Below are 21,058 nucleotides of genomic sequence, written 5' to 3'. Positions count from 1 at the left end.
ACCCTATCCGGTCACGCCGCGGGCAAGCCTCGCGTCGCTCCCAGAGCGCCGACCACAGCCGTTACCGTGACGGGGTGAGCGCGCCCCACCACGAGCCGGTCGACACCCACCACCGGCGGGGGCTGCGGATCGAGGTCGGCGTGATGCTGGCCGTCAGCTTCGGGGTGAGCGCCGCGATCGCGGTCCTGCAACTGATCGACGCGGTGCTATCCGGGCTGTCCGGGCGCCGGGTGCGGCTCAACGAGAACCTGTCCCGCTACGACCTGATCAACCTGGGGCTGAACCTGGCGACGGTCGCCCAACTGGTCGCCTGGGGTGCGCTCGCGCTGTACCTGTTGTGGCGCGGCGGCATCACCCCGGCCCGCATCGGCCTCGGCCGGCTGCGCTGGCCCGCCGACGTCCTGGCCGGCCTTGGCCTGGCCGCCCTGATCGGGATTCCGGGCCTGCTGTTCTACCTCGCGGCGCGCTGGCTGGGGATGAACGCCGACGTGGAACCCTCGGCGCTGCACAACAGCTGGTGGCGGACCCCGATGCTGATCCTGGCTGCGTTCGCCAACGGGTTCGCCGAGGAAGTCGTGGTCGTAGGCTACCTGATCACCCGGTTGCGGCAGCTCGGCCTGAGCCAGAACCGGGCGATCCTGGCCTCCAGCGTGCTGCGCGGTCTCTACCACCTCTATCAGGGGTTCGGCGCGGGGCTCGGCAACCTGGTGATGGGCCAGGTCTTCGGCTACGCGTGGTGCCGCACCGGCCGACTGTGGCCGCTGGTGATCGCCCACGGGCTGATCGACACCGTGGCGTTCGTCGGCTACGTCCTGCTGGCCGGCCACGTTGGCTGGCTGAAGTGAGCCGGGCACGTAAATTGACGTGGTGAGCGAGCCCTCCCAGGTGATCCGGCGCGATCCGGCCTATCGGCCCCCGCCACCGCCCTCTCGTCCTGCCCCGCCCCCGCGTTCCGCTCCCCACCACGCCCACCGCCACGGCGTCCGCCTCCGCCGTGCAAGCCCGGCCGGCCGAAGAAGAAAATCCGTTGGGTCCGAAGGATTTTCGTCGCCCTCGTGGTGATGCTGCTGCTGGCGGTGACCGCTGCGGTGGGCACCGCGGTGTGGATCGACTCGTCCCTGCGGCGGATCCCGGTGTTCAGCAACTACGCCGACCGGCCGGCGGCGGGCGCCGGCGCCACCTGGCTACTGGTCGGCTCGGACAGCCGTGCGGACCTGACACCCGAGCAGCAGGCCGAGCTGACCACCGGCGGCGACCTGGGCAACGGCCGCACCGACACGATCATGGTGGTCCACATACCGGCGCTGGGATCCGGCGCGCCCACCACGATGGTGTCGATCCCCCGCGACTCCTACGTCGACATCCCCGGCTACGGCAGGGACAAGATCAACGCGGCCTTCGCCGAGGGCGGCGCGACCCTGCTCGCCCAGACCGTCGAAGAAGCCACCGGGCTGCGCCTGGACCACTACGTGGAGGTCGGTTTCGGCGGCTTCGCCGGGCTGGTCGACGCGCTCGGCGGCGTCGACGTCTGCCCTGCCGACCCGATCGACGACCCGCTGGCCGGCATCAATATGCCTGCCGGCTGCCAGACCCTTCGCGGACGCAACGCGCTCGGCTACGTCCGCAGCCGCGCGACACCGCGCGCCGACCTCGACCGGATGGTCCACCAGCGGGAGTTCATGGCCGCGGTGCTGCACCGGGCGAGCAGCCCTCCGGTCTGGCTGAATCCGTGGCGCTGGTACTCGGTACCGCGCGCCGCCGTCGCATCGCTGACCGTCGACACCGGCGACCACGTCTGGGATCTGGCCCAGCTGGGCTGGGCACTGCACGGGTCGACGACCACGCTGACCGTGCCGATCGGCGAGTTCACCAGCAGCGACTCGGGGTCGGTGGTGGTGTGGGACACCGATGCGTCCAAGCAACTCTTCGAGGCACTGCGCACCGACTCGGCCATCCCGCAGCAGGTGCTCGACTCGCAGCCCTGATCTCCGGTCAGTCGCCGCCCGGCACGGCCAGCCCGTTCTGCAGCCACGCCTTGGTGCGACCGGGATGGTTGGTGGCGATCCAGCCAACACCGAGGTCGCGGCAGAAGGCCACGTCCTCGTAATGGTCGACGGTCCAGCAGTACATGGCCCGACCCTGCGCGGCGGCGCGGTCGACGAGTTCGGGGTGCTCGCGCAGCGTGGCGATCGAGGGGCCGACGGCGGTGGCGCCGACAGTCGTGGCGGCGCTGCCGCCGAGAAACCGGGAGGTCTCGCCCAGCAGAACGGTCGGCAGCAGCGGGGCCGCGCGGCGGATTCGCCACACCGCGGCGGCGGAGAACGACATGACCACGGCGCGGGACAGATCGGCCGACGCCGGTGCGGCGATGCCGTAGCGGTGCAGCAGGGCCAACACCTTGCTCTCCACCAACGCGCCGTAGCGGACCGGGTGCTTGGTCTCGATGAACAGCTTCACCGGCCGGTTCCAGTCGAGCACCAGGCGCACCAGGTCGTCGAGCGTCAGCAGGCCGGTGTCGCCGACGGTCCCGTCGGCTCGCCGGCCACCGTGCCAGGCCCCCCAGTCCAGCCGCTTGAGCTCGGCCAGCGTCATCTCGCTGACCAGGCCGGTGCCGGTCGAGGTGCGGTCGACACGCCGATCGTGCACGCAGACGAGATGTCCGTCGCGGGTCAGCCGTACGTCGCACTCCACACCGTCGGCGCCCTCCTGCAATGCGAGTTCGTATGCGCCCAGCGTGTGCTCCGGGCGGTCGGCCGACGCTCCGCGGTGGGCGACCACGAAAGGGTGCCCGCCGTGCCCTGCGCCGGCCGACGTCATAGACCTATGCTGCCGGTTCCCGCTGGTCGGACTCAACCGCTGCGGAAGATTCGGCTTCGGCCGGCTGGTCCGGGGCGACGATCACCCAGCGATGCAGCGGCCGTTCGACCGGCTTGCGCACGAACCCGTCGAACACCCGCCACAGCAGCAGCACGGTGGCCAGGCCCACCAGGTAGGCGACGATCGCGGTTACCGTGTTGTCGGCGATCCCCTGCGGTTCGGTGGTGAAGCTGGTGGCGATGCCGAAGATCGAGATGCCGGTGGAGAACAGCCACGCGATCCACCACGTGGTGATCGGGCCGCGCAGCCGTGCCTGTGACTGCTCGGCGTGCGCCAGCTCGATGAGGAACACCGGCGCCCACACCAGGTTGAGGACCGGCGTCAGGCAGCCGACCCACAGCGCCCAGGTGGGACGCGGGTCGTCGTGTCCACGGAAGTGATACACCGCCGAGCGCCGACCGCTCAGCCACGACGTCATCATCACCGCGGTCAGCATCACCGACACGATGGCGGCCAGGCTGAACAGCACGCCCAGCCACAAGGCCCCTCCGGCCACCAGCGGCGGCAGCAGCGACGTCCGATTGACCAACAGCAGCACGTACCGGACCACATGGATGACCGCGGCGAGGCCGAAGATCGTCGCCGTCGACAACAGCGCCGCCCGGATGACAGTCGGCGGAGCGCCCTTCTTGACCGTCGCATCCTCGGCGTCTGTCGAGGGTGCGACGTGGTCGACGAGTCCCCAGCGCGGGATCGACAGGTATCGCGGGGTCGGCCCGAGCGGACGACGACGACGCCGGGGCGGCGGAGGTGGGCCAGGGCGCACCGCGATCCAGCGGAATCGCGTCGGCAGCCGGGGAGTGTTGCCCTGCTGTGTGGGCGGGTGTGTCGGGGGATGTGTGGTGGCGCGCGGACTCCAGCGCGGATCCGCCGCAGTGCCCGGCGCCATCAGAGCGCCGTTGCAGCGCGGGCACCAGAGGCGCTGGCGGTCGCGCACGTTCCACCGCGTTCCGCACTGGGAGCACACCTGAATCACCGGACCAGCCTAGCGAGCAGGGCAACGTACGGCGGTAACGACGAAATTCGGCGATCGCTGACCGGGGTGAAGTGGCGGCATGCAGTGCCTCTTCAGCCGGTTGGCTCGTACAGCAATCAGTGGCTATCCACAGTTTCCACAGGTTTATCCACAGCACCTGGGGGCGGCCGATCGCCGCTAAACGCACTACGCGGGCCCACGAGTGCATGGACGCTGTGGATAACCACACCGTCGCGGGCAGCAGCGATCCACAACTTGATCACGGCCGAGCGAAATCGCTCGGCGCCCTAACCGTTGACGGCGGGGTATGATCGCGCTCGCAATCTCGGCTGTGACTAATTTCACGGGCGGGGTAGTTGAACACACAGGTCGGGACGGTTTGGTGGCGTCGCAATCACTCGGGCCGCGGTCGGCGTCGCAGTCGTCCAACTGGTACGCGTCGTCGTCGACGTGTAACCGGTCCTACCTGATGGCGGACTGGCGGGCCGGCGTGATCGCACTGATTCTGCTGGGCGTTCTCGCGCTCGTCGTGTGGTTCTGAGCCCGCTCGTCGCAAAGCTGCCCGTTAGCACTCGTGTCCTCTTGTGTGCCAGCACGCGTGTAGCTCATGCTGATCCGACCGACCCGCTGGCGTGTCGCACACCGGAGAACGCAAAGTGTCGCGGAGGCGAGATGGAAACTGGTTCCGGGCGAGCGGTTGAAGTCGCCCCCTTTCATTCTCGTGGTGCCCTGAAGGGCTTCGTCGTGTCGGGCCGTTGGCCCGACTCGACCAAGGAATGGGCGCAGCTACTCATGGTCGCCGTCCGGGTCGCCTCACTCCCCGGATTGCTCTCGACGACAACCATTTTCGGTGTCCGCGAGGAGCTGCCGGAGAAACCGCAGCCGGGAACGGTGGGACTGGTCCTGGCAGAGGGCACGGTGGTCGGCGAATCCGCAGTGCCGCCAGGGCATTTCGCCGAGAGGCTACCTCTTGCTCTGCTGATGCTGCATCCCCCGTCGGAGACCACCCCGTCACTGCCCGAGTGCTCCGGTGCAGCGTCGGGATGCGTCCTGCTGCCCGGCCTTCCGCACCTGGGGCTCGAGCACCGGGCGGCATGGGTGGAAGCGGAGTCCGACGGCACCATCACCAGCATGGTCAGCCGCGTCGGTGTCGACCCGATCAGTCACCCGGACACCGCAATCCTGGCGTTGCTGCTGGCCGCGTGAAGTTGAGGGCGCTCGAACTTTTTTGGTTGGTATCCCAACACTGTTGCTGCGGTTGCCCTTTCGGCTGCACGCATTGCGCCGGCAGGGCTGCTGGCCGTAAAGTGGGCGTCATCGAAGGGGAGTAGCCCCCAATCGGACAGTCGACATACTGGCCGGGCAATGCGCCGGGCCCGGTTGTCCGGCCGGCACACGCGCTGGTGGGCGAGACTTTCGGCCATGAAACCGTTGTTGGTTGTTGGCCGGACGCGTCTACCCACGTCCCCCGACCGCAGCCAACCCGAACCGGGGAGTCCTGGGTGCTGGCAGCGTTGTTCCTCAGTTTCGCCGTCATATTCGTCGCGGAGTTGGGCGACAAGTCCCAACTGATGGCGATGACCTTCGCCCTGCGCTACCGCTGGTGGGTGGTGCTCGGTGGCATCTCCGTCGCCACCACGGCGGTACATCTGATCTCGGTGGCCGTCGGCCACTACCTCGGCGCAGCTCTGCCCACCCACCTGCTCGGCCTCCTCGCAGGTGTCGCGTTCGTCCTGTTCGGACTGTGGACGCTGCGGGGCGATCGGCTCTCCGATGACGAGGCCACCCGGGCCGAACGTACGACCGCACCGGCGTTCTTCGCGGTGAGCTCGGCGTTCCTCCTGGCCGAGTTGGGTGACAAGACAATGCTCGCCACGATCACCCTCGCCGCCGGCAACGACTGGGTCGGGGTGTGGATCGGCTCCACGCTCGGCATGGTTGCCGCCGATGCACTGGCCATCCTCGTCGGGGCAGTGGCCGGCAAGCACCTTCCGGAACGGGTCATCCAGCTCGTCGCGGCCGCCTTGTTCCTGCTCTTCGGTGCATACATGCTTATCGAGGGCGTTTTCCCCGAACTGTCCGGGCCGGTGATCGCAGCGTTGTCGGTCGTCGTGGTGCTCGGTCTCGGTGCGGCCCTTCGCGCCATGCCGCGCGGTATCCGCCCGGCGGTGTTGAGCCGTGCAGAGTCGGCCTCGGCACGTCATCCCGAAGGTCGGTAGTTCAGCCAGGCGCGGGCAACTGACGTTGCCGCAATCCAGCCGGGCTGCGCAGCAAAGCAAAACCCACCATCTGCCGGTTTCCGGTGTGGTTGCCCGGCGGTACCGCTGGTATCTGCCGCACCCCGTCCGGCGCGGAAGCTGAGCCGCATCGCCCCGACCACTGCATTCTTTGCCTGTGACGACGCTGGCAGTGGTGCCCGGGGGCTCCGGCGGACATTTCCGACGTTTGCCGAACCCCAAAAAATGTCCGTCGGCGTCAATTTTGCGATCGTTTGCACTTGGTTGTCGGCACATGTGTCGCTACGATGATCAGCAAATAAGCCAACGGAAACGATCGCTCTTCATGCAAGTGGAGGTAAAAAGATGAGCACGACGTTCGCCGCGCGTCTGAATCGCCTGTTCGACACGGTGTATCCGCCAGGTCGCGGCCCTCATACCTCCGCCGAAGTGATCGCCGCCCTCAAGGCCGAGGGCGTCACGATGTCGGCTCCGTACCTGTCTCAGCTCCGCTCAGGCAACCGGACCAACCCGTCGTCGACGACCATGACGGCGCTTGCCAACTTCTTCCGGATCAAGCCGGCCTACTTCACCGACGACGAGTACTACGAGAAGCTCGACAAGGAGCTGACCTGGCTCGCCAACATGCGTGACGAGGGTGTGCGCCGGATTGCCGCACGCACCGTCGGACTGTCGCCGGAGGCTCAGCAGGACGTCGTCGAGAAGGTGGACGAGTTGCGGCGCCGAGAACACCTCGACGTTTAGCCCGATGCTCCCGCCCCGGGAGCGTCGGCAACGTAGAGCCGCTGTTTCAGGCCCGTTCTGCGGGCCATGTCGCAGACGTCGTTTTTTCCAGCGCCAGGTACTGCCGGGCGATCTCCAGAATCCACTCGCGGTCCGAGTAGCTTTCCGGTTGCCGCAACCAGCCGCGACCGGGAAACGTGCCCTGTCCGGCGGGCCGCGCCAGCCGCGGGGTGCTTCGCCCGGCATGAATCCACTCAGCGATTACCCTGGCTTGATCGGCCGGACTGACTGCGGGCCGCTCGACGTCGCCGGGATCCTCCACCTCGGCGCCACCCAACACGCCCGGATGGACGTGCTGGGCCTCGGTGGCCTCCAGGTAGAGCGCGTCGGAGATCAGCGACAGCCGCTCGGCGACGCGGAACATCAGCGGACCGCGCAGGCGTTCCCCGATGCCGACATCGGGTTGGCGCCGCTCCAGTTCCTGCAGCAACGGTTCGATGAGCCGCAGTTCGCGCCGGCCGCCGAACCAGTCCTCCACGGCGGGTAGCAGCGACCCGGCGGCCACGATCACCATCGCCGCACCCAGCAGCGTGGCCGCCGTCCCCACGCCCACGAGATGGGTGGTGCCCGCGGCTCGGATCAGGAAGAACGAGCTGGCAGCGACTATGAGCGCGATCCCGGTGGTGAACACGAACAAGGCACGGCCCCGGCGGGTTCGGTTGGAATGACGCATCCCGACCCACAGCACCAGGGTCAGTGCGAGCAGCACGTAGAGCAACGGCAGCAGCCAGGGCAGCGAGGTGTTGGACGACCCGAGGTTGCGGCGCAGGTACTCCTGCGGCGCCATCTCCGGCTGCTGACCGCCGGCGAAGAACAGCACCAGCGTGATCGCCGCGATCACCGCGGCGACGAGGTACTGGACCAGCGCGATCCACCGGGTGGCGCCGGGGCCGCGGGTGGACGCCGCGCTGGTGATCATCACGCAGCTGCCGGCGGCGCAGCCGATCAGCGCGACCTGGCTCAGGCCGATCGAGATATTGGGCCAGTGCAGGGCGGTGTCGAGCAGCAGCGTCAGCGGTGGCCAGTTGAGCGCGGCGACCACCGCGAGGCTGCCGAGGGCGACGATCATCGCGGTGCTGACCACCGATTGCTTGTTGACCAACGCCCACCCGATACGCAGGCCGGTGGCCATCCCCAGCAGCCCGGCGATCACCCAGACGATCAACCAAACGCCTCTCCGAGGCGGACTTGAACGATCGACGAACGGTCTGACGGCAGCCGGCCGAGCCGGTAGAGCAGCAGTGCGGCGAAGTCCTCGGCCTCCTGCTCGGCGTCCTCCCCGCTGGGCCCCATGCAGCCGGTGCGCTGGTTGAGCATGTAACCGATGAGGCCATCATCGGCGACCTCGGCGAGCTCCCGGGCGGCCTCGGCGACCGGGATGCCGTAGTGCCCGAGCACCAGGTGCCCGAGCTCGTGGGCCAGGGTGCGGTCCCACGTCGGCAGGCCGCGCTGGATCAGGAAGACGTCGTGATCGCCGTACTGGCGCCACTGCCCGGTGACACCCGGCGGCAGTTCGGCCATGGCGATCTCGATGGGGCGGGCCCGGTCCTCGCTGACCGCGGCCACCAGCTTGATCAACGACACCTCGCCGTGTCGGGGAGCCAGATCCAGCACGTCGTTCACCGCTTTGGTGACCTGACGACTTGCCGACATCTCATCCCCTTCCCGATCTGGTTTCTGACGTCGTTACTGCAGGAAACGGGCGGTCCCGGCGACCCGCACAAAGTGGCCGGCCCTTGCCTGGCGGTACCCGACGACGCCCCCGAGCGCCGTCAGGGCGAGCAGGCCGGCGACTCCAGGAAGGGCCAGGGCGGCGACCTCACCGGTCTTGGCTTCCCGGAGGTACTCGGGATAGCCCACCCTAGACGAAGCGGGTGCCTCCGTGGCGTTTCCGACGCTGGCCGGTGGCCGCTGCCGAACGGTGGCCGGTTCCTTGGCCGGGGCCGGGCGCCCACCCGATCCCGTCTCGACTGCCGGGCCGTTTGCGCCCGGTGCGCCGACCGGGCGCAGTGGCGCCTCCAGCACCGGCGGAGCGCCGATGATCGGCGGCATCTCGATCGTCGGCGGCTCCCTGGCCGGGGGCGGCTCGTGGCTTCCGCCGCCGGCAAGGACCGGGGTGGGTTCGCCGGGTTGTCCAGGCACGGTCGGCGACGGGATGGTCACGGCGATACCGCCGCCGCCCCCGCCGCCCCCGCCGACGGCGCTCTTCGGTGGCGCCGTCCTGCCGAGGCGCGTCCGCGGCAGATTGGCGACGCCGTCGTCGGTCCGGCGGATGCAGGGTGGCCAGGGCCACGGCCAACCCGGGTCTTCCTCGCCCTCGCCCGGGATCTGGTCGCCCGGGACGGCCGGCGTGGCGGCCGCGGGAGACGGGCGCAGTCGTGCCCCTGGTGCGGGCCCGACTTTGCTCGGGCTCTCCTGGGTGTGGTCACCGGCCGGGCCGCTGTCGGCGGTGGCCGGCGCCGTCCCGAGCGTGCCCGCACCGCCGTAGAACAGGCTGGCGGCGATCATCCAGCACATCGCGGCAGCCCTCATACACGAGCGGTCCACGGGGTTCCTCGAGTCAGCGGCGCACCGGTGCGCCCGGGTCGGAAGCTTTCCCTCATTGTCGCATATCCGCAGGTCGTGATCGTCCCGCTCGGCCCGGGCGATAGGGTTAGCTCACCCGGTCGCGAGTCCGTCTCGCCGATCGCCGACGACTACTCGGGAGGCAACAGGGATGGGCCTGTTCACCAAGCGTAAAAGCCGCGCGACACGTCGTGCCGAAGCCCGCGCGATCAAGGCGCGCGCCGAACTCGAGGCCCGGCTGGCGGCCAAGAACGAGGCCAAGCGGATCAGGGCGGCCGAGCGCACGGAGAACAAGGCGATCAGGGCGCAGCTGAAGGCGGCCCGCGACGCCGATCGGGCCGCGGTGAAGGTTGCCGAGACCGAACTGAAGGCCGCCCGCGAGGGCAAACTTTTTTCCCCAACCCGGATCCGCCGGGCGCTGACCGTCTCACGGCTGCTCGCCCCGGTGGTAGTGCCCGTCGCCTACCGCGCGGCCATCGCCGCCCGCGGTGTCATCGACGAACGCCGCGCCGATCGCCTGGGAGTCCCACTGAGCCAGCTGGGGCAGTTCTCCGGCTTGGGCGGCGAGCTCTCGGCGCGCGTCGCCGGTGCGGAGAACTCCTTGCGGCTGGTGGCCGACAAGAAGCCCAAAGATGCCGAGACCAAGCAGTTCGTGGCGGCGGTGACAGAGCGTCTCGCCGCGCTGTCGGCCGCGGTGGCCGCTGCGGAGAACATGCCGGGGCCCCGCCGGCGCGCCGCGCATACCGCCATCGCCGAGCAACTCGACGGTATCGACGCCGACTTGATGGCACGCCTGGGCGTGCTCTAGTCGATGTGCTGACCGGTGGCCAGGTGGCCGGCCATCTGATGCTGGCCGCCTACCGCTCGGTCACGTTCACCGCGACACCCGGCGCGGGCATCGGGACCGGCCAGTTCGAGCTCTTCCCCATCTCGATCCAGCTGCCGAACACCGACACGGTGGCTTTCCCGGCGGTCCAGACCTATGCCGACGGCAGCACCGTGCGCCGGGACCAGCCGCCGCTGGCCACCGGTGACGAGCCGGAGTTCCCGGCGCCGGCGCTCACCCTGACGGCCGGGCCGCACGACCCCGAAGAACACCACGCGAACCACGCGGCCCCCCGGCCTCGCCGGCAGCCCCGTCGGTGAGCGCCAGGCGCCGGGCATGAGGCGACTCACCGCAACGGTCCTGCTGATTGCCACCATGGCGGTCAGCGGGACCCCCGTGGCGCGGGCGCACGCGGTCCGGGTGGCCTCCGACCCGGCCACCGACGCGACCGTGAGCAGCGGTCCCGCTCGGGTCAGCGCCTACACGGTGAACTACCGGGTGACCTCGGCCGACGGTCACGCGGTGTCCGGGTCGTGGGCGTTCACGCTGACGGCGGCGGGCAAGGGAGCCCCGGGTCCGTCCGCCTCGGCGGGCTCCGGCGACAACGGTGTGCCGGTGTGGCCGTTCCTGCTCGGAGCTGTTCTGCTGATCGGGGGCGGGGCGGCCTGGGCGCTGCGGCGCCGCGCGTGAGCCTGGCCGCGCGGCGGTTGCCGGGCCGGCTGAGCCGCCGAGTGGCGGCAACCGGCCTGGCATGATGGGGGCACTGCCGGTGTTCGCGACTAGACACTGCAAAGGAGCAGCCTGATGGCAGAAGCGCAGGACCCGCCCAACGAGGGCGAGGCCACGCCACCCGCGCCGCAGCCGCCGGAGTCGGCCGCGGTGAAGAAGACGCCGGCCGACAAGACGCCGGCCAAAAAGGCGCCGGCCAAAAAGGCGCCGGCCAAAAAGGCGCCGGCGAAGAAGGCTGCCAAGAAAGCTCCGGCCAAGGCTGCCGACGCCGCCAGGAAAGTTCCGCCGAGGAGAGCGCCGGCCAAGAAGACTCAGCCCGCGCTCGAACCGGCGGTGGAGCCGCCCGCGCTCGAACCGCCCGCCCCGCACGCTGCCCTGGTCGCCGGAAACGGTTCTCCGCCGCTGGCCGAGGCGGCGCGGGAAGCCGCCGCCAATGCCAAGTCCACCGTCGAGCACGCCACCAACCCGGTGTCTCGTCCGCCGGCTCCGGCGGTACCCGAGGCCGGACGCTCGCCGCTGCCATTCGCCGTCGGCATCGCCCTGGTCGTGCTGATCGCGCTGATCGTGCGGCGGTTGTGGCGCGACGACGAGTGAGCTCGACCCTGACGCGGCGAGATCGTCGTCCATCGGGGCTTGCGATAATGGCCGGGTGACGGTCACCTTCCGCCCCACTGCCGACCTCGTCGACGACATCGGGCCCGACGTCCGCAGTTGTGACGTCCAGTTCCGCCAATTCGGCGGTCGCACCGAATTCGCCGGGCCCATCAGCACGGTGCGCTGTTTCCAGGACAACGCGCTGCTGAAGTCGGTGCTCTCCGAGCCGGGCGCCGGACGGGTGCTGGTGATCGACGGCGACGCCTCGGTGCACACCGCCCTGGTGGGTGACGTCATCGCCGAACTCGGACGCTCCAACGGCTGGGCCGGGATCATCGTCCACGGCGCCGTGCGCGATGCCGCGACGCTGCGCACCCTCGATATCGGCATCAAGGCGCTGGGTACCAACCCTCGCAAGAGCACCAAGAGCGGCGCCGGGGAACGGGACGTCCCGGTCAGTTTCGGCGGGGTGACGTTCCACCCCGGCGAGCTCGCCTACAGTGACGACGACGGGATCGTCGTCGCCGCCGCCGGCTAAACACCTGCGGCAGCACGGCTTTTCGAGAAGTCCAGAGCTTCGTCGTCAACCTTGCCATGCCGGATCAGCCGTAGGTCGAGCAGATAGTTCTGCTTGAGCCGCCACGGTGACCGTGAGCCGGCCTTGGGTAGACGGTCCAGTGCCCGCAGCACGTAGCCGGGGGTGAAGTCCAGTAGCGGGCGCTCGTCGATGCTCGAGTCGGGATGCTTGGGCACGACGTGGTCGTAGCCGCGGGAATCCATGAAATTAAGTACCCGGCAGACGAACTCGGACACCAGGTCGGCCTTGAGCGTCCACGACGCGTTGGTGTAGCCGACAGTGAACGCCATGTTCGGAACCCCGGACAGCATCATGCCCTTGTAGGCCATGGTGGTGGTGAGATCGAGCGGATGGCCGTCCATGCGGATGTCGGCGCCGCCGAACAGTTGCAGGTTCAAACCTGTTGCGGTGACGATGATGTCGGCCGCCAGCTCCGCACCCGAGCTGAGCTTGATGCCGGTTTCGGTGAAGCGGTCGATCGTGTCGGTCACTACGTCGGCGCGGCCCTTGCGGATCGCGCGGAACAGATCGCCGTTGGGCGCCAGGCACAGCCGCTCGTCCCAGACCTTGTAGTTGGGGCCGAAATGCCTTTGGACGTCATATCCCTCGGGCAGTCGGCGTTGCGCCATCGTCATCAACTGCTTGCGCATGAAGTCGGGGAAGCGCCGCGCAATGCGGTACTGGGCGGACTGGAACACGATGCTCTTCCAGCGGTTGACCACGTAGCCGGGTTTGGCCGGCAGCAGTTTGTTGACCCGGGCGGCGAGCGGGTCGACGGCGGGCAGCGCACTGATGTAGGTCGGCGAGCGCTGCAGCATCGTGACGTGCCCGGCACCCGAACTGGCAAGGGCGGGAATCAGAGTCACCGCCGTGGCGCCACTGCCGATGACGACGATTCGCTTCCCGGCGTAGTCGAGATTTTCCGGCCAGTGCTGCGGGTGGACGATGGTGCCGCGGAAATCCGCCGCGCCTGGGAACTCCGGCGAGTAACCCTCGTCGTAGTTGTAGTAGCCGGTGCAGGCGAACAGGAACGAGCAGGTGATGTCCTCTTGCTCGCCGTCGACCTCGGCGCGGACCGTCCATCGGTTGTCGGCACTGGACCAGTCCACGCCGAGCACCCGATGGCGATAGCGGATGTGTTTGTCGATCCCGCACTCGTCGACTGTCTCGGTGAGATACCGCATGATCGAGGCCCCGTCGGCGATCGCTTTGGGATCGGTCCACGGCTTGAACCGGAAGCCGAGGGTGAACATGTCGGAGTCCGAGCGGATGCCCGGGTACTTGAACAGGTCCCACGTACCACCGAGGTTCTCGCGGCGTTCGAGTACGACGAACGACTTGGACGGGCAGCGCTGCTGGAGGTGCCAGGCGGCACTGATGCCGGAGATCCCTGCACCGACGATCACAACATCGACGTGTTCGGTCATGACGGCCACGCTATCAACGCGGTGTCGAAATAATTTGGTCGCCAAGGAGACAGTGCTGGTGCGGTTGTTCGAGCGGATGATCGCCGCCGCCGACCCGGCACAGCACGCCCGCGCTGGCGGAGGACGCCGTCTTGGAGGCCGTCGCCCACGTGTGGGTCGCCAGCATCTACGGCTCGCCGACGCGGGGCACGTAGACGTGAGTCCCATTTTTATCGACTGATGTCCCCACTTTTGTTTACGCCTTCGTGAATGGGATGGACGGCACAGCCGGTGCCCCTAGTCTGGCGGTCATGTCCGAGGAGTCAGACGAGGAGGCTCAGCAGCCGTTGACGCGGGGGCAGACCCTTGCGAGGATGGCGTTGTTCTGCCTGTTGGCCGGGGTCCTGATGGCGGCGTTGCTGTTTCCGCTCGCGGGTGGCGCGGGCATCGTCGTCAATCACGCCTCCGAAGTGGCCACCCAGGACTCCGCGCAGATGATGGAAGGTGACGTACCCACCATCTCGACGATGGTCGACACAGCCGGCAATCCGATCGCCTGGATCTACGCCCAGCGTCGCTGGCTGGTACCCAGCGATCGCATCGCCGACACCATGAAGCTGGCGATCGTCTCCATCGAGGACAAGCGCTTCGCCGACCACAACGGCGTGGACGTCCAGGGCACCCTGACCGGCCTGGTCGGCTTCCTCAAGGGCGATGTCGACACCCGGGGCGGCTCGACCATCGAGCAGCAGTACGTCAAGAACTACAACCTGCTGGTCAACGCGCAGACCGACGCCGAACGGCGGGCGGCCGTAGAGACCACTCCGGCGCGCAAGCTGCGCGAGATCCGGATGGCGCTCGCGCTGGACAAGGTGCTCTCCAAGCCGGAGATCCTCACCCGCTACCTCAACCTGGTGTCGTTCGGGAACGGCGCCTACGGCGTTCAGGACGCCGCGAAGACCTACTTCGGGATCAACGCCACCGACCTGAACTGGCAGCAGGCCGCACTGCTGGCCGGGATGGTGCAGTCCACCAGCGCACTCAACCCGTACACCAACCCCGAAGCGGCTCTGGCCCGGCGAAACCTGGTGCTCGACACCATGATCGAGAACCTGCCCGACAAAGCTGACCAGCTACGCAAGGCCCGCGAGCAGCCGCTGGGCATCCTGCCCCAGCCGGCAACGCTGCCCGAGGGCTGCATCGCTGCCGGTGACCGCGGGTTCTACTGCGACTACGCGCTGCAGTTTCTGGCCAGAGCCGGCATCAGCAAGGACGACGTGGCCCGCAACGGCTATCTGATCAAGACCAATCTGGACCCGAAGGTGCAGAACAGCGTCAAGAAGGCCATCGACACCGTCGCCAGCCCGACGCTTGACGGCGTCGCCAGCGTAATGAGTGTCATCCGACCCGGCAAGGACGCCCACAAGGTCATCGCCATGGGCGACAACCGCGGTTACGGCCTGAAGCTGGCCGCCGGGGAAACCGTTCAGCCGCAACCATTCTCGTTGGTCGGCGACGGCGCCGGCTCGATCTTCAAGATCTTCACCACCGCCGCCGCCCTCGACATGGGGATGGGCATCAACGCTCAGCTCCAGGTGCCGCCGACGTTCCAGGGCAAGGGCCTGGGCACCAGCAACCTTCCCGGTTGCCCGCAGCAGACGTGGTGTGTGAAGAACGCTGGCGGTTACCGGTCCCCGATGAGCGTCACCGACGCGCTGGCGCAGTCCCCCAACACCGCCTTCGCCCGGCTCATCCAGCAGATCGGGGTCAGCCGCGCAGTGGACATGGCGGTCAAACTCGGTTTGCGCTCCTACGGCGAGCCGGGCACCGCCCGCGCCTACGACCCGAACAACAACGAGAGCCTGGCCGACTACATCAAGCGGCAGAACCTCGGCTCGTTCACTCTCGGTCCGTTCGAGCTCAACGCACTCGAATTGTCCAACGTGGCCGCCACTCTCGCGTCGGGGGGAACTTGGTGCCCGCCCAGCCCGATCGACAAGGTCTTCGACCGGCACGGCAAGGAGATCGCGGTCGAGACGGCCAAGTGCGAGCAGGTGGTCCCTCCGGGTCTGGCCAATGCCCTGGCCAATGCACTGAGCAAGGACACCACCTCCGGCACCGCCACCGGGTCGGCCGGGTCGGTGGGCTGGAACCTGCCGATGTCGGGCAAGACGGGAACCACCGAGTCTCACCGGTCGTCGGGCTTCCTCGGCTTCACCAACCAGTACGCCGCGGCGAACTACATCTTCGACGACTCCCCCCAGCCGGGCGGGCTGTGTTCGTTCCCGTTGCGCAAGTGCGGTTACGGCGACCTCTACGGCGGCAACGAGCCTGCGCGCACCTGGTTCCTGGCGATGCAGCCGATCGCCAACGACTTCGGCCCGGTGGCACTGCCACCGACCGACCCGCGCTACGTCGACGGCGGCTCGGGCAGTGAGGTCCCCAGCGTCACCGGGATGAATCTGGAGACGGCCAAGAAGCGGTTGCGCGAGGCCGGCTTCCAGGTGGCCGACCAACCCACCCCGGTCAACAGTTACCTGTCGGCGGGCACGATCGTGGGCACCACCCCGAAGGGCAAGACCATCCCCGGGTCGATCATCACGATCAACACCAGCACCGGGATCGCCCCCGCACCGCCGCCGCCGGTGTACCGGCCGTCGCCGGACGACTCCGGCCCACCACCGGACGCCCGCCGCCCCCACCGGACTTCCAGGTCATCGAGATCCCCGGCCTGCCGCCGATCACGATCCCGATGCCGGCGCCGCCACCGCCGCCCCCCGCCGCCGCTCGAGCCGCCACCACCGCCGCCCCCGGACGCTCCGCCGCCGCCCTAGGCGCGGGATCACGCTGATCGGCTTCGCTTCCGGATTGAGCCCAGCCGACCAGCTTGTCCACCGACCAGGTGTTGATGATCCGGTCGACGGGAACCTCGGCGTCCAGCGCCCGCTGCGCGCCGTAGCCGAGGAAGTCCAGCTGCCCCGGCGCATGCGCATCGGTGTCGATCGAGAAGTCGCAGCCGATCTGCAGGGCGAGATCGAGCAGCCTGGCCGGTGGGTCGCGTCGTTCCGGGCGCGAGTTGATCTCGACGGCGGTGCGGTGGTCACGGCAGGCGGTGAACACCTGCTCGGCGTCGAACGTCGACTCGGCCCGGATGCCACGGTTGCCGCTCACCAGCCGGCCGGTGCAGTGGCCGAGGACGTTGACGCGCGAGTTGGACACCGCGCGCACCATCCGCCGCGTCATCGACGGCGCGTCCATCGCGAGCTTCGAGTGCACGCTGGCGACGACGACGTCGAGGCGGTCCAGCAGTTCGGGATCCTGGTCGAGGGTGCCGTCTTCGAGGATGTCGACCTCGATGCCGGTGAGAATGCGGAACGGCGACACCTTCTCGCGCAGTTCGTCGATGACGTCGAGTTGGCGCCGCAACCGGTCCGCCGACAGTCCGTGGGCGATGGTCAGCCGCGGCGAGTGGTCGGTCAGAGCGCAGTACTCGTGGCCCAGCGCCGCGGCGGTGGTCATCATCTCCTCGATGGCCGCCGAGCCGTCCGACCAGTCGGAGTGGGTGTGCAGATCGCCGCGCAGCGCTTCGCGAATGTGCCCGCCACCGATATCGGCTGCGCTGCTTCGGAGTTCAACCAGGGCGTCGGGCACTCGGCCGGCCAAGGCCTGGGCGATGACCTTGGCGGTCTTGGGTCCGATACCGGGCAGCGCCTGCCAGCTGTCGGCCCGGCCGTGCCGGTCACGTGCCGGCTCGTCGAGCGCCTCGATGAGATCTGCGGCCTTGCGGTAGGCCATCGCCCGGCGGGGGTCCTCCCGGGCACGGTCCTTGTAGTACGCGATCTCGCGCAACGCGGTCACCGGGTCCACGACTCCAGTGTGCCCTCAGAGATCGTTACCCGCGTAGGACAGGTTGAAGCTCTTGTTGGCCAGGGGGAAGTCCGGGACGATGGTGTCGGTCATGGCGACAGGCAGCGCCGGCCAGTTGAACCAGGAGGGGTCGACGATCTTGGCCCGCCGGATTCGGCCCGCATCGACCTCGACACGGTGCACGATCGTGCCGCGCCAGCCCTCGGTGATGCCGACACCACTACCCGATCCCGCGGCCGGCGGATCGCAGGTCCGGGTCAGCGGCCCGGAATGTGACCGCACCACGTGCTCGATGAGATCTGTCGACGACGCGAACTCGTCCCGCCGTACGGTGTAGCGCGCCAGCACGTCACCGTCGGTGCTGCCCGCCTCGGCCACCGGAAGGTGGGTGGTCGGATGGTCCAGCCTCGCGTCCCGTCGCAGCCCACTGGCCCGCGCGACGTAACCGAGACAGCCCAGCATCGTGGCATCGTCGGCCGAGAGCACCGCGGTGCCGGCGAACCGGTCGTGGATCACGCTGTTGCGCAACGTCAGTTGCGCCACTTCGGCGAGGTCGACGGCGATCTCGCGCATCAGTTCCGGATTCGGCAGGGTAGCGAGCCGCACGGCACCTGGACGGATTGCACCCCGCAGCAGCCGATGGCCGGTCACCTCGGCGTTGACCCGGAGCAACCGTTCACGGATCCGCTGGGCGTGTGCGTTGGCCAGGGCGAACCCGACGTCGTTGGCCAGGGCACCCAGGTCCGCGCTGTGGTTGTAGAGCCGCTCCAGCTCCACCACCAACGCCCGGAGTCGGTGCACGTCATCGGGCACCCGGATTCCGAGTGCCTCCTCGACGGCCAGGCTGTGGGCAAGCGCATGCCCGGCGGAGGTGTCCCCGCTGATACGTTCGGCCAGGTCGACGGCGCCATCGGCGGCACGCCCCTCGAAGAGCCGCTCGACTCCGCGGTGAACGAACCACAGGCGCGCCTTGAGTCGCAGGATGGTCTCTCCGACGACGGAGAACCGGAAGTGCCCGGGTTCGATCAATCCCGCGTGGACCGGTCCGACCGGGATCTCATAGACGCCGGAGCCGCCCACGGTGACAAACGGGAAACGGCCGGTCTTGTCGAGTTCCGGCGCGGCTCCAACACCAGCGCGCATCGCGTACCACGTCTCCGGCCACTGCGCGTGCCGCACCAGCCGACGTGGCTGGGGGTGCCCCAACGGCACGATTCCGTACAGGTCCAGCATCTCCCGCTCGAACCGGCCGATCGGGAAGGAGATGTTGGCCAGGGACGGCACCGTCGGGTGGTCCGCCGGCGTCGACAGTTCCAATTCGACCCGCCGGTCCGGCCGGCCGGCCAGGAACAGGTACACCACCCGAAGCCGGTCGCCATCATCGTGGGCAGCCACCAGCCCGGGCCGAAACCCCTGGGCGACAAGCTGTTCAGCCTCACCGACGAGGTCATCGCCGGAGACGCGGCGGCGCTCTGACCGGGAGCTCATAGCAGGCCGCTGACGTTTGTAGCCGCCGCGCGCAGCAGGCCGGCCAGAGGTCCGGCCGTGACACCCAACAGCAGCGCCGCTGCGATCCCGGTCACCAGGGCCGTCGCGACCGTCGTCGGCACCGCGATCTGCGGTGTCCCAGCCGCAGGATCACCGAACAGCATCCGCCCGGTGTTGCGCAGCAGCGCGGCGAACGCGATCGCGATCATCAGCATCGCGCCGGCCAGCGCCCAGCCGAGCCCGGCGTCGGACAGCGACCTCGCGATCGCCAGTTCACTGGCGAACATCGCGAACGGCGGAAGACCGAGCAAGACGATCGACCCCGCCGCGAAGGAGTAGCCGATGACTCGCGAACGGCCGAGAACACCGGTGATCGCCGCGATCTCGGTACTGCCGTGCGCGGCCTGCAGCTGCCCACCGGCCAGGAACAGCACCGTCTTGCCGATGCCGTGGGCCAGGACGTGCAGCAACAGCGCGGCGATCGCCGCCCGCGTTCCGGCCGCGAGCGCAATGGCGATCAACCCCATGTTCTCCATCGACGAGTAGGCGAGCATCCGCTTGAGGTCGGGTGTCACCGTGAGCATCAGCGCCGCGACCGCCAGCGTCGCAAGGCCGACCACCAGCAGGCCGGTCCGCAGATAGGCCGGTCCGACGGCTACATCGATGATGGGTTTGACCCGTATCAGCACCGAGAAGGCCACGGACAGCAGCACTCCGCTCATGAGGGCAGACACCGGCGCCGGTGCCTGGCTGTGCGCATCGGCCAGCCAGGTGTGGAACGGGATCAGACCGACCTTGGCGCCGTAACCGATCAGCAGCAACCCGCCGGCCAGCCTGGCGACCCCGGGGTCGAGACGGCTCGCGTAGCCGGCGAGCACATCGAAGTTCAGCGCCTGCTCGGCCGGCGCGCCGGCGTGCAGAGCCGCGAAGTAGAGCAACACGGTACCCAGGAAGGCGATCGCGATGCCGACCGAGCAGACGATCACGTACTTCCAGGTGGCTTCCAGTGCGGTGCGGGTCTGCCGATGCCCGACCAGGAAGGCGGTGATCACGGTGGTGGCCTCGATCGCCACCCACACCACCCCGATGTTGTTGGCGGAGACCGCCAGAACCATCGCGGCAAGGAAAGCCGGCGTCAGGGTTCCGTACAGCCTGGCGCCTTTAGCATCGGTGAGACCGTGTGACAGCTCGTGGTCGATGTAGCCGATACTCGCCCAGGTCGCCAGCGTTCCGACCGTACCGATGACGATGAGCATCGTCGCCGACAGCGCGTCGACCCGCAGCAGACCGCTGAACAGGATCGCCGGCTCGGATCCGGTGCGGATGGCAAGCGCGACACCGGATGTCAGCACGCCGATCGCGGAGAGGACGGTCGCCATCGCGCCTGCGGTGCGCCACCCCACAGCGAGGTTGACCAGCGCGGCGACGAGGGGGCCGGTGAGCGCGACGAGGAGCAGTGCGGTCATCAGTCGTGCAACTCCTGCAACTGGTCCAGGTCGGCTCCGCCGAACGCCCTTCTCAGACGTCCGGTGAGCACACCGATGACGATCACGGCGAACAACACATCCAGCGAGGCACCCAACTCGACGATCAGCGGCACGCCCGCGGTGAGCAGGAACGCCGAGGCCGCAATACCGTTGTCCAGCATCAGGAACCCGGCTGCCTGCGACACGGCGTGGCGGCGCGTGGCCATCACGAACAGCGCGATCAACACCACGGCGAAGGCCGCGGGCACCGCACCGGTGGTCGGTGCGGGGTCCAGTGCCACCACCGGTCTAGTGATGGCGAACGCGACTACCGTCAGGGCCGCCGAGATCAGCAGCGAGCTCGTGGTGTTCACCAACGGGGTCGCCTCCCTCCGGTCGTCGCCTTCGGCGGCGACCGCGCGGGTCAGCAGCCACGGTAGCGCCACCGCCCGCAGCACCAGCACCGCCGTGCCGACCGCGACGAGTTCGACGTCCACGTCCCGGATTCCGCGGATGATCGGAATGGCCGCCAGGGCCACCCCCTGCCAGGTGAGCAGCCGCACGATGGAGGGCAGTTCGCGGCGCCACACCACGAGTACGGCGGCCAGCAGCAGCCCGCCGGCAGCGAAGTCGACGGAGGAGGCAAACATGTTGTCACCCATGGCTT

Annotated in this window: 19 protein-coding genes and 3 pseudogenes; 12 read left to right on the top strand and 10 right to left on the bottom strand. The window is 68.7% G+C overall.

The annotated features are described in order from the left end of the window. Positions 1-74: 74 nt before the first annotated feature. Positions 75-845, top strand: a complete 771-nt coding sequence (locus K9U37_RS04435; protein WP_243070684.1) for a CPBP family intramembrane glutamic endopeptidase — start codon at positions 75-77, stop codon at positions 843-845. A 13-nt stretch (positions 846-858) separates the two neighbouring features. Beyond that, positions 859-1,985 (top strand): annotated as a pseudogene (locus tag K9U37_RS04430) (LCP family protein). A gap of 7 nt (positions 1,986-1,992) precedes the next feature. On the opposite strand, the gene K9U37_RS04425 reads toward K9U37_RS04430, so the two are convergent. Together K9U37_RS04425 and K9U37_RS04420 are read right to left on the bottom strand one after the other, a co-directional pair. Then, positions 1,993-2,817: a glycerophosphodiester phosphodiesterase gene (locus tag K9U37_RS04425; protein ID WP_243070682.1), complete on the bottom strand. Its 825-nt coding sequence runs from the start codon at positions 2,815-2,817 to the stop codon at positions 1,993-1,995. Positions 2,818-2,821: 4 nt separating this feature from the next. Then, positions 2,822-3,853, bottom strand: a complete 1,032-nt coding sequence (locus K9U37_RS04420) for a DUF4328 domain-containing protein (RefSeq protein WP_243070681.1) — start codon at positions 3,851-3,853, stop codon at positions 2,822-2,824. A 382-nt stretch (positions 3,854-4,235) separates the two neighbouring features. Between K9U37_RS04420 and K9U37_RS04415 the strand changes: the two genes are divergently transcribed. The 4 genes from K9U37_RS04415 (at position 4,236) to K9U37_RS04400 (ending at position 6,834) form a co-directional block, all read left to right on the top strand. Then, a complete protein-coding gene (locus K9U37_RS04415; protein ID WP_243070680.1) occupies positions 4,236-4,394 on the top strand; it encodes a hypothetical protein in 159 nt (52 codons plus the stop codon). Between the two features lie 131 nt (positions 4,395-4,525). Next, the gene (locus K9U37_RS04410; RefSeq protein ID WP_243070679.1) at positions 4,526-5,059 is read left to right on the top strand and encodes a peptidase; all 534 of its coding nucleotides are present in this window, start codon (positions 4,526-4,528) and stop codon (positions 5,057-5,059) included. Positions 5,060-5,355: 296 nt separating this feature from the next. Further along, entirely contained in the window at positions 5,356-6,072 is a 717-nt protein-coding gene (locus tag K9U37_RS04405) for a TMEM165/GDT1 family protein (protein ID WP_243070678.1), read from the top strand. Between the two features lie 363 nt (positions 6,073-6,435). Further along, the gene (locus K9U37_RS04400) at positions 6,436-6,834 is read left to right on the top strand and encodes a transcriptional regulator (RefSeq protein ID WP_243070677.1); all 399 of its coding nucleotides are present in this window, start codon (positions 6,436-6,438) and stop codon (positions 6,832-6,834) included. A gap of 46 nt (positions 6,835-6,880) precedes the next feature. Here the strand turns inward: K9U37_RS04400 and K9U37_RS04395 are convergent, their stop codons facing one another. The 3 genes from K9U37_RS04395 to K9U37_RS04385 are packed head-to-tail and all read right to left on the bottom strand — an operon-like array spanning position 6,881 to position 9,405. Next, positions 6,881-8,038 (bottom strand): hypothetical protein, encoded by a 1,158-nt coding sequence (locus K9U37_RS04395; protein WP_243070676.1) that lies wholly within the window; start codon positions 8,036-8,038, stop codon positions 6,881-6,883. Then, the gene (locus tag K9U37_RS04390; protein WP_243070675.1) at positions 8,035-8,526 is read right to left on the bottom strand and encodes an ImmA/IrrE family metallo-endopeptidase; all 492 of its coding nucleotides are present in this window, start codon (positions 8,524-8,526) and stop codon (positions 8,035-8,037) included. The genes K9U37_RS04395 and K9U37_RS04390 overlap by 4 nt, the downstream gene beginning before the upstream one ends. Positions 8,527-8,559: 33 nt before the next feature. Continuing rightward, on the bottom strand, positions 8,560-9,405 hold the full coding sequence (locus tag K9U37_RS04385; RefSeq protein ID WP_243070674.1) for a hypothetical protein: 846 nt from the start codon (positions 9,403-9,405) through the stop codon (positions 8,560-8,562). Positions 9,406-9,589: 184 nt separating this feature from the next. On the opposite strand from K9U37_RS04385, the gene K9U37_RS04380 reads away from it, so the two are divergent. The 5 genes from K9U37_RS04380 (at position 9,590) to rraA (ending at position 12,125) form a co-directional block, all read left to right on the top strand. Then, positions 9,590-10,246, top strand: coding sequence for a DUF6474 family protein (locus K9U37_RS04380; protein WP_243070673.1), 657 nt, complete (start codon positions 9,590-9,592; stop codon positions 10,244-10,246). 5 nt (positions 10,247-10,251) lie between these two features. Then, positions 10,252-10,584 carry a DUF1775 domain-containing protein gene (locus K9U37_RS04375; protein WP_243070672.1) on the top strand — a complete coding sequence of 111 codons (333 nt, stop codon included), beginning with the start codon at positions 10,252-10,254 and terminating at the stop codon, positions 10,582-10,584. A gap of 16 nt (positions 10,585-10,600) precedes the next feature. Beyond that, the gene (locus K9U37_RS04370; RefSeq protein ID WP_243070671.1) at positions 10,601-10,954 is read left to right on the top strand and encodes a copper resistance protein CopC; all 354 of its coding nucleotides are present in this window, start codon (positions 10,601-10,603) and stop codon (positions 10,952-10,954) included. Positions 10,955-11,068: 114 nt separating this feature from the next. Next, positions 11,069-11,587, top strand: coding sequence for a nucleoid-structuring protein H-NS (locus tag K9U37_RS04365; protein WP_243070670.1), 519 nt, complete (start codon positions 11,069-11,071; stop codon positions 11,585-11,587). A gap of 55 nt (positions 11,588-11,642) precedes the next feature. Then, positions 11,643-12,125 (top strand): ribonuclease E activity regulator RraA, encoded by a 483-nt coding sequence (rraA, locus tag K9U37_RS04360; RefSeq protein WP_243070669.1) that lies wholly within the window; start codon positions 11,643-11,645, stop codon positions 12,123-12,125. On the opposite strand, the gene K9U37_RS04355 is transcribed toward rraA, so the two are convergent. After that, a complete protein-coding gene (locus tag K9U37_RS04355; protein ID WP_243070668.1) occupies positions 12,122-13,591 on the bottom strand; it encodes a flavin-containing monooxygenase in 1,470 nt (489 codons plus the stop codon). The genes rraA and K9U37_RS04355 overlap by 4 nt on opposite strands. A gap of 353 nt (positions 13,592-13,944) precedes the next feature. Here K9U37_RS04355 and ponA2 point away from each other — a divergent pair. Beyond that, a pseudogene (ponA2, locus tag K9U37_RS04350) lies at positions 13,945-16,404 on the top strand (transglycosylase/D,D-transpeptidase PonA2). A 31-nt stretch (positions 16,405-16,435) separates the two neighbouring features. On the opposite strand, the pseudogene K9U37_RS04345 reads toward ponA2, so the two are convergent. The 4 genes and pseudogenes from K9U37_RS04345 to K9U37_RS04330 all read right to left on the bottom strand — a co-directional run. Beyond that, positions 16,436-17,437: pseudogene (locus K9U37_RS04345) on the bottom strand (PHP domain-containing protein); the annotation flags it as partial. Between the two features lie 15 nt (positions 17,438-17,452). Further along, positions 17,453-18,925 (bottom strand): hydrogenase large subunit, encoded by a 1,473-nt coding sequence (locus K9U37_RS04340; protein ID WP_243070667.1) that lies wholly within the window; start codon positions 18,923-18,925, stop codon positions 17,453-17,455. After that, complete coding sequence (locus tag K9U37_RS04335; protein WP_243070666.1) at positions 18,922-20,391, bottom strand: proton-conducting transporter transmembrane domain-containing protein; 1,470 nt, start codon at positions 20,389-20,391, stop codon at positions 18,922-18,924. Before K9U37_RS04335 ends, K9U37_RS04340 begins: the two co-directional genes overlap by 4 nt. Then, entirely contained in the window at positions 20,391-21,053 is a 663-nt protein-coding gene (locus tag K9U37_RS04330; RefSeq protein ID WP_243070665.1) for a hypothetical protein, read from the bottom strand. Before K9U37_RS04330 ends, K9U37_RS04335 begins: the two co-directional genes overlap by 1 nt. Between the last annotated feature and the right edge of the window lie 5 nt (positions 21,054-21,058).

Origin of the sequence: Candidatus Mycolicibacterium alkanivorans (assembly GCF_022760805.1) — a bacterium.
GTDB lineage: Bacteria > Actinomycetota > Actinomycetes > Mycobacteriales > Mycobacteriaceae > Mycobacterium > Mycobacterium alkanivorans.
This window is presented reverse-complemented; position numbering and strand designations above follow the sequence as displayed.

Excerpts from the sequence above, each read along its gene's own strand:
- K9U37_RS04425 (WP_243070682.1), bottom strand. The coding sequence starts at position 2,817 with ATGACGTCGGCCGGCGCAGGGCACGGCGGGCACCCTTTCGTGGTCGCC.
- K9U37_RS04330 (WP_243070665.1), bottom strand. The coding sequence starts at position 21,053 with ATGGGTGACAACATGTTTGCCTCCTCCGTCGACTTCGCTGCCGGCGGG.
- K9U37_RS04410 (WP_243070679.1), top strand. The coding sequence starts at position 4,526 with ATGGAAACTGGTTCCGGGCGAGCGGTTGAAGTCGCCCCCTTTCATTCT.
- K9U37_RS04355 (WP_243070668.1), bottom strand. The coding sequence starts at position 13,591 with ATGACCGAACACGTCGATGTTGTGATCGTCGGTGCAGGGATCTCCGGC.
- K9U37_RS04370 (WP_243070671.1), top strand. The coding sequence starts at position 10,601 with ATGAGGCGACTCACCGCAACGGTCCTGCTGATTGCCACCATGGCGGTC.
- K9U37_RS04365 (WP_243070670.1), top strand. The coding sequence starts at position 11,069 with ATGGCAGAAGCGCAGGACCCGCCCAACGAGGGCGAGGCCACGCCACCC.
- K9U37_RS04335 (WP_243070666.1), bottom strand. The coding sequence starts at position 20,391 with ATGACCGCACTGCTCCTCGTCGCGCTCACCGGCCCCCTCGTCGCCGCG.
- K9U37_RS04380 (WP_243070673.1), top strand. The coding sequence starts at position 9,590 with ATGGGCCTGTTCACCAAGCGTAAAAGCCGCGCGACACGTCGTGCCGAA.
- K9U37_RS04390 (WP_243070675.1), bottom strand. The coding sequence starts at position 8,526 with ATGTCGGCAAGTCGTCAGGTCACCAAAGCGGTGAACGACGTGCTGGAT.
- K9U37_RS04385 (WP_243070674.1), bottom strand. The coding sequence starts at position 9,405 with ATGAGGGCTGCCGCGATGTGCTGGATGATCGCCGCCAGCCTGTTCTAC.
- K9U37_RS04340 (WP_243070667.1), bottom strand. The coding sequence starts at position 18,925 with ATGAGCTCCCGGTCAGAGCGCCGCCGCGTCTCCGGCGATGACCTCGTC.
- K9U37_RS04400 (WP_243070677.1), top strand. The coding sequence starts at position 6,436 with ATGAGCACGACGTTCGCCGCGCGTCTGAATCGCCTGTTCGACACGGTG.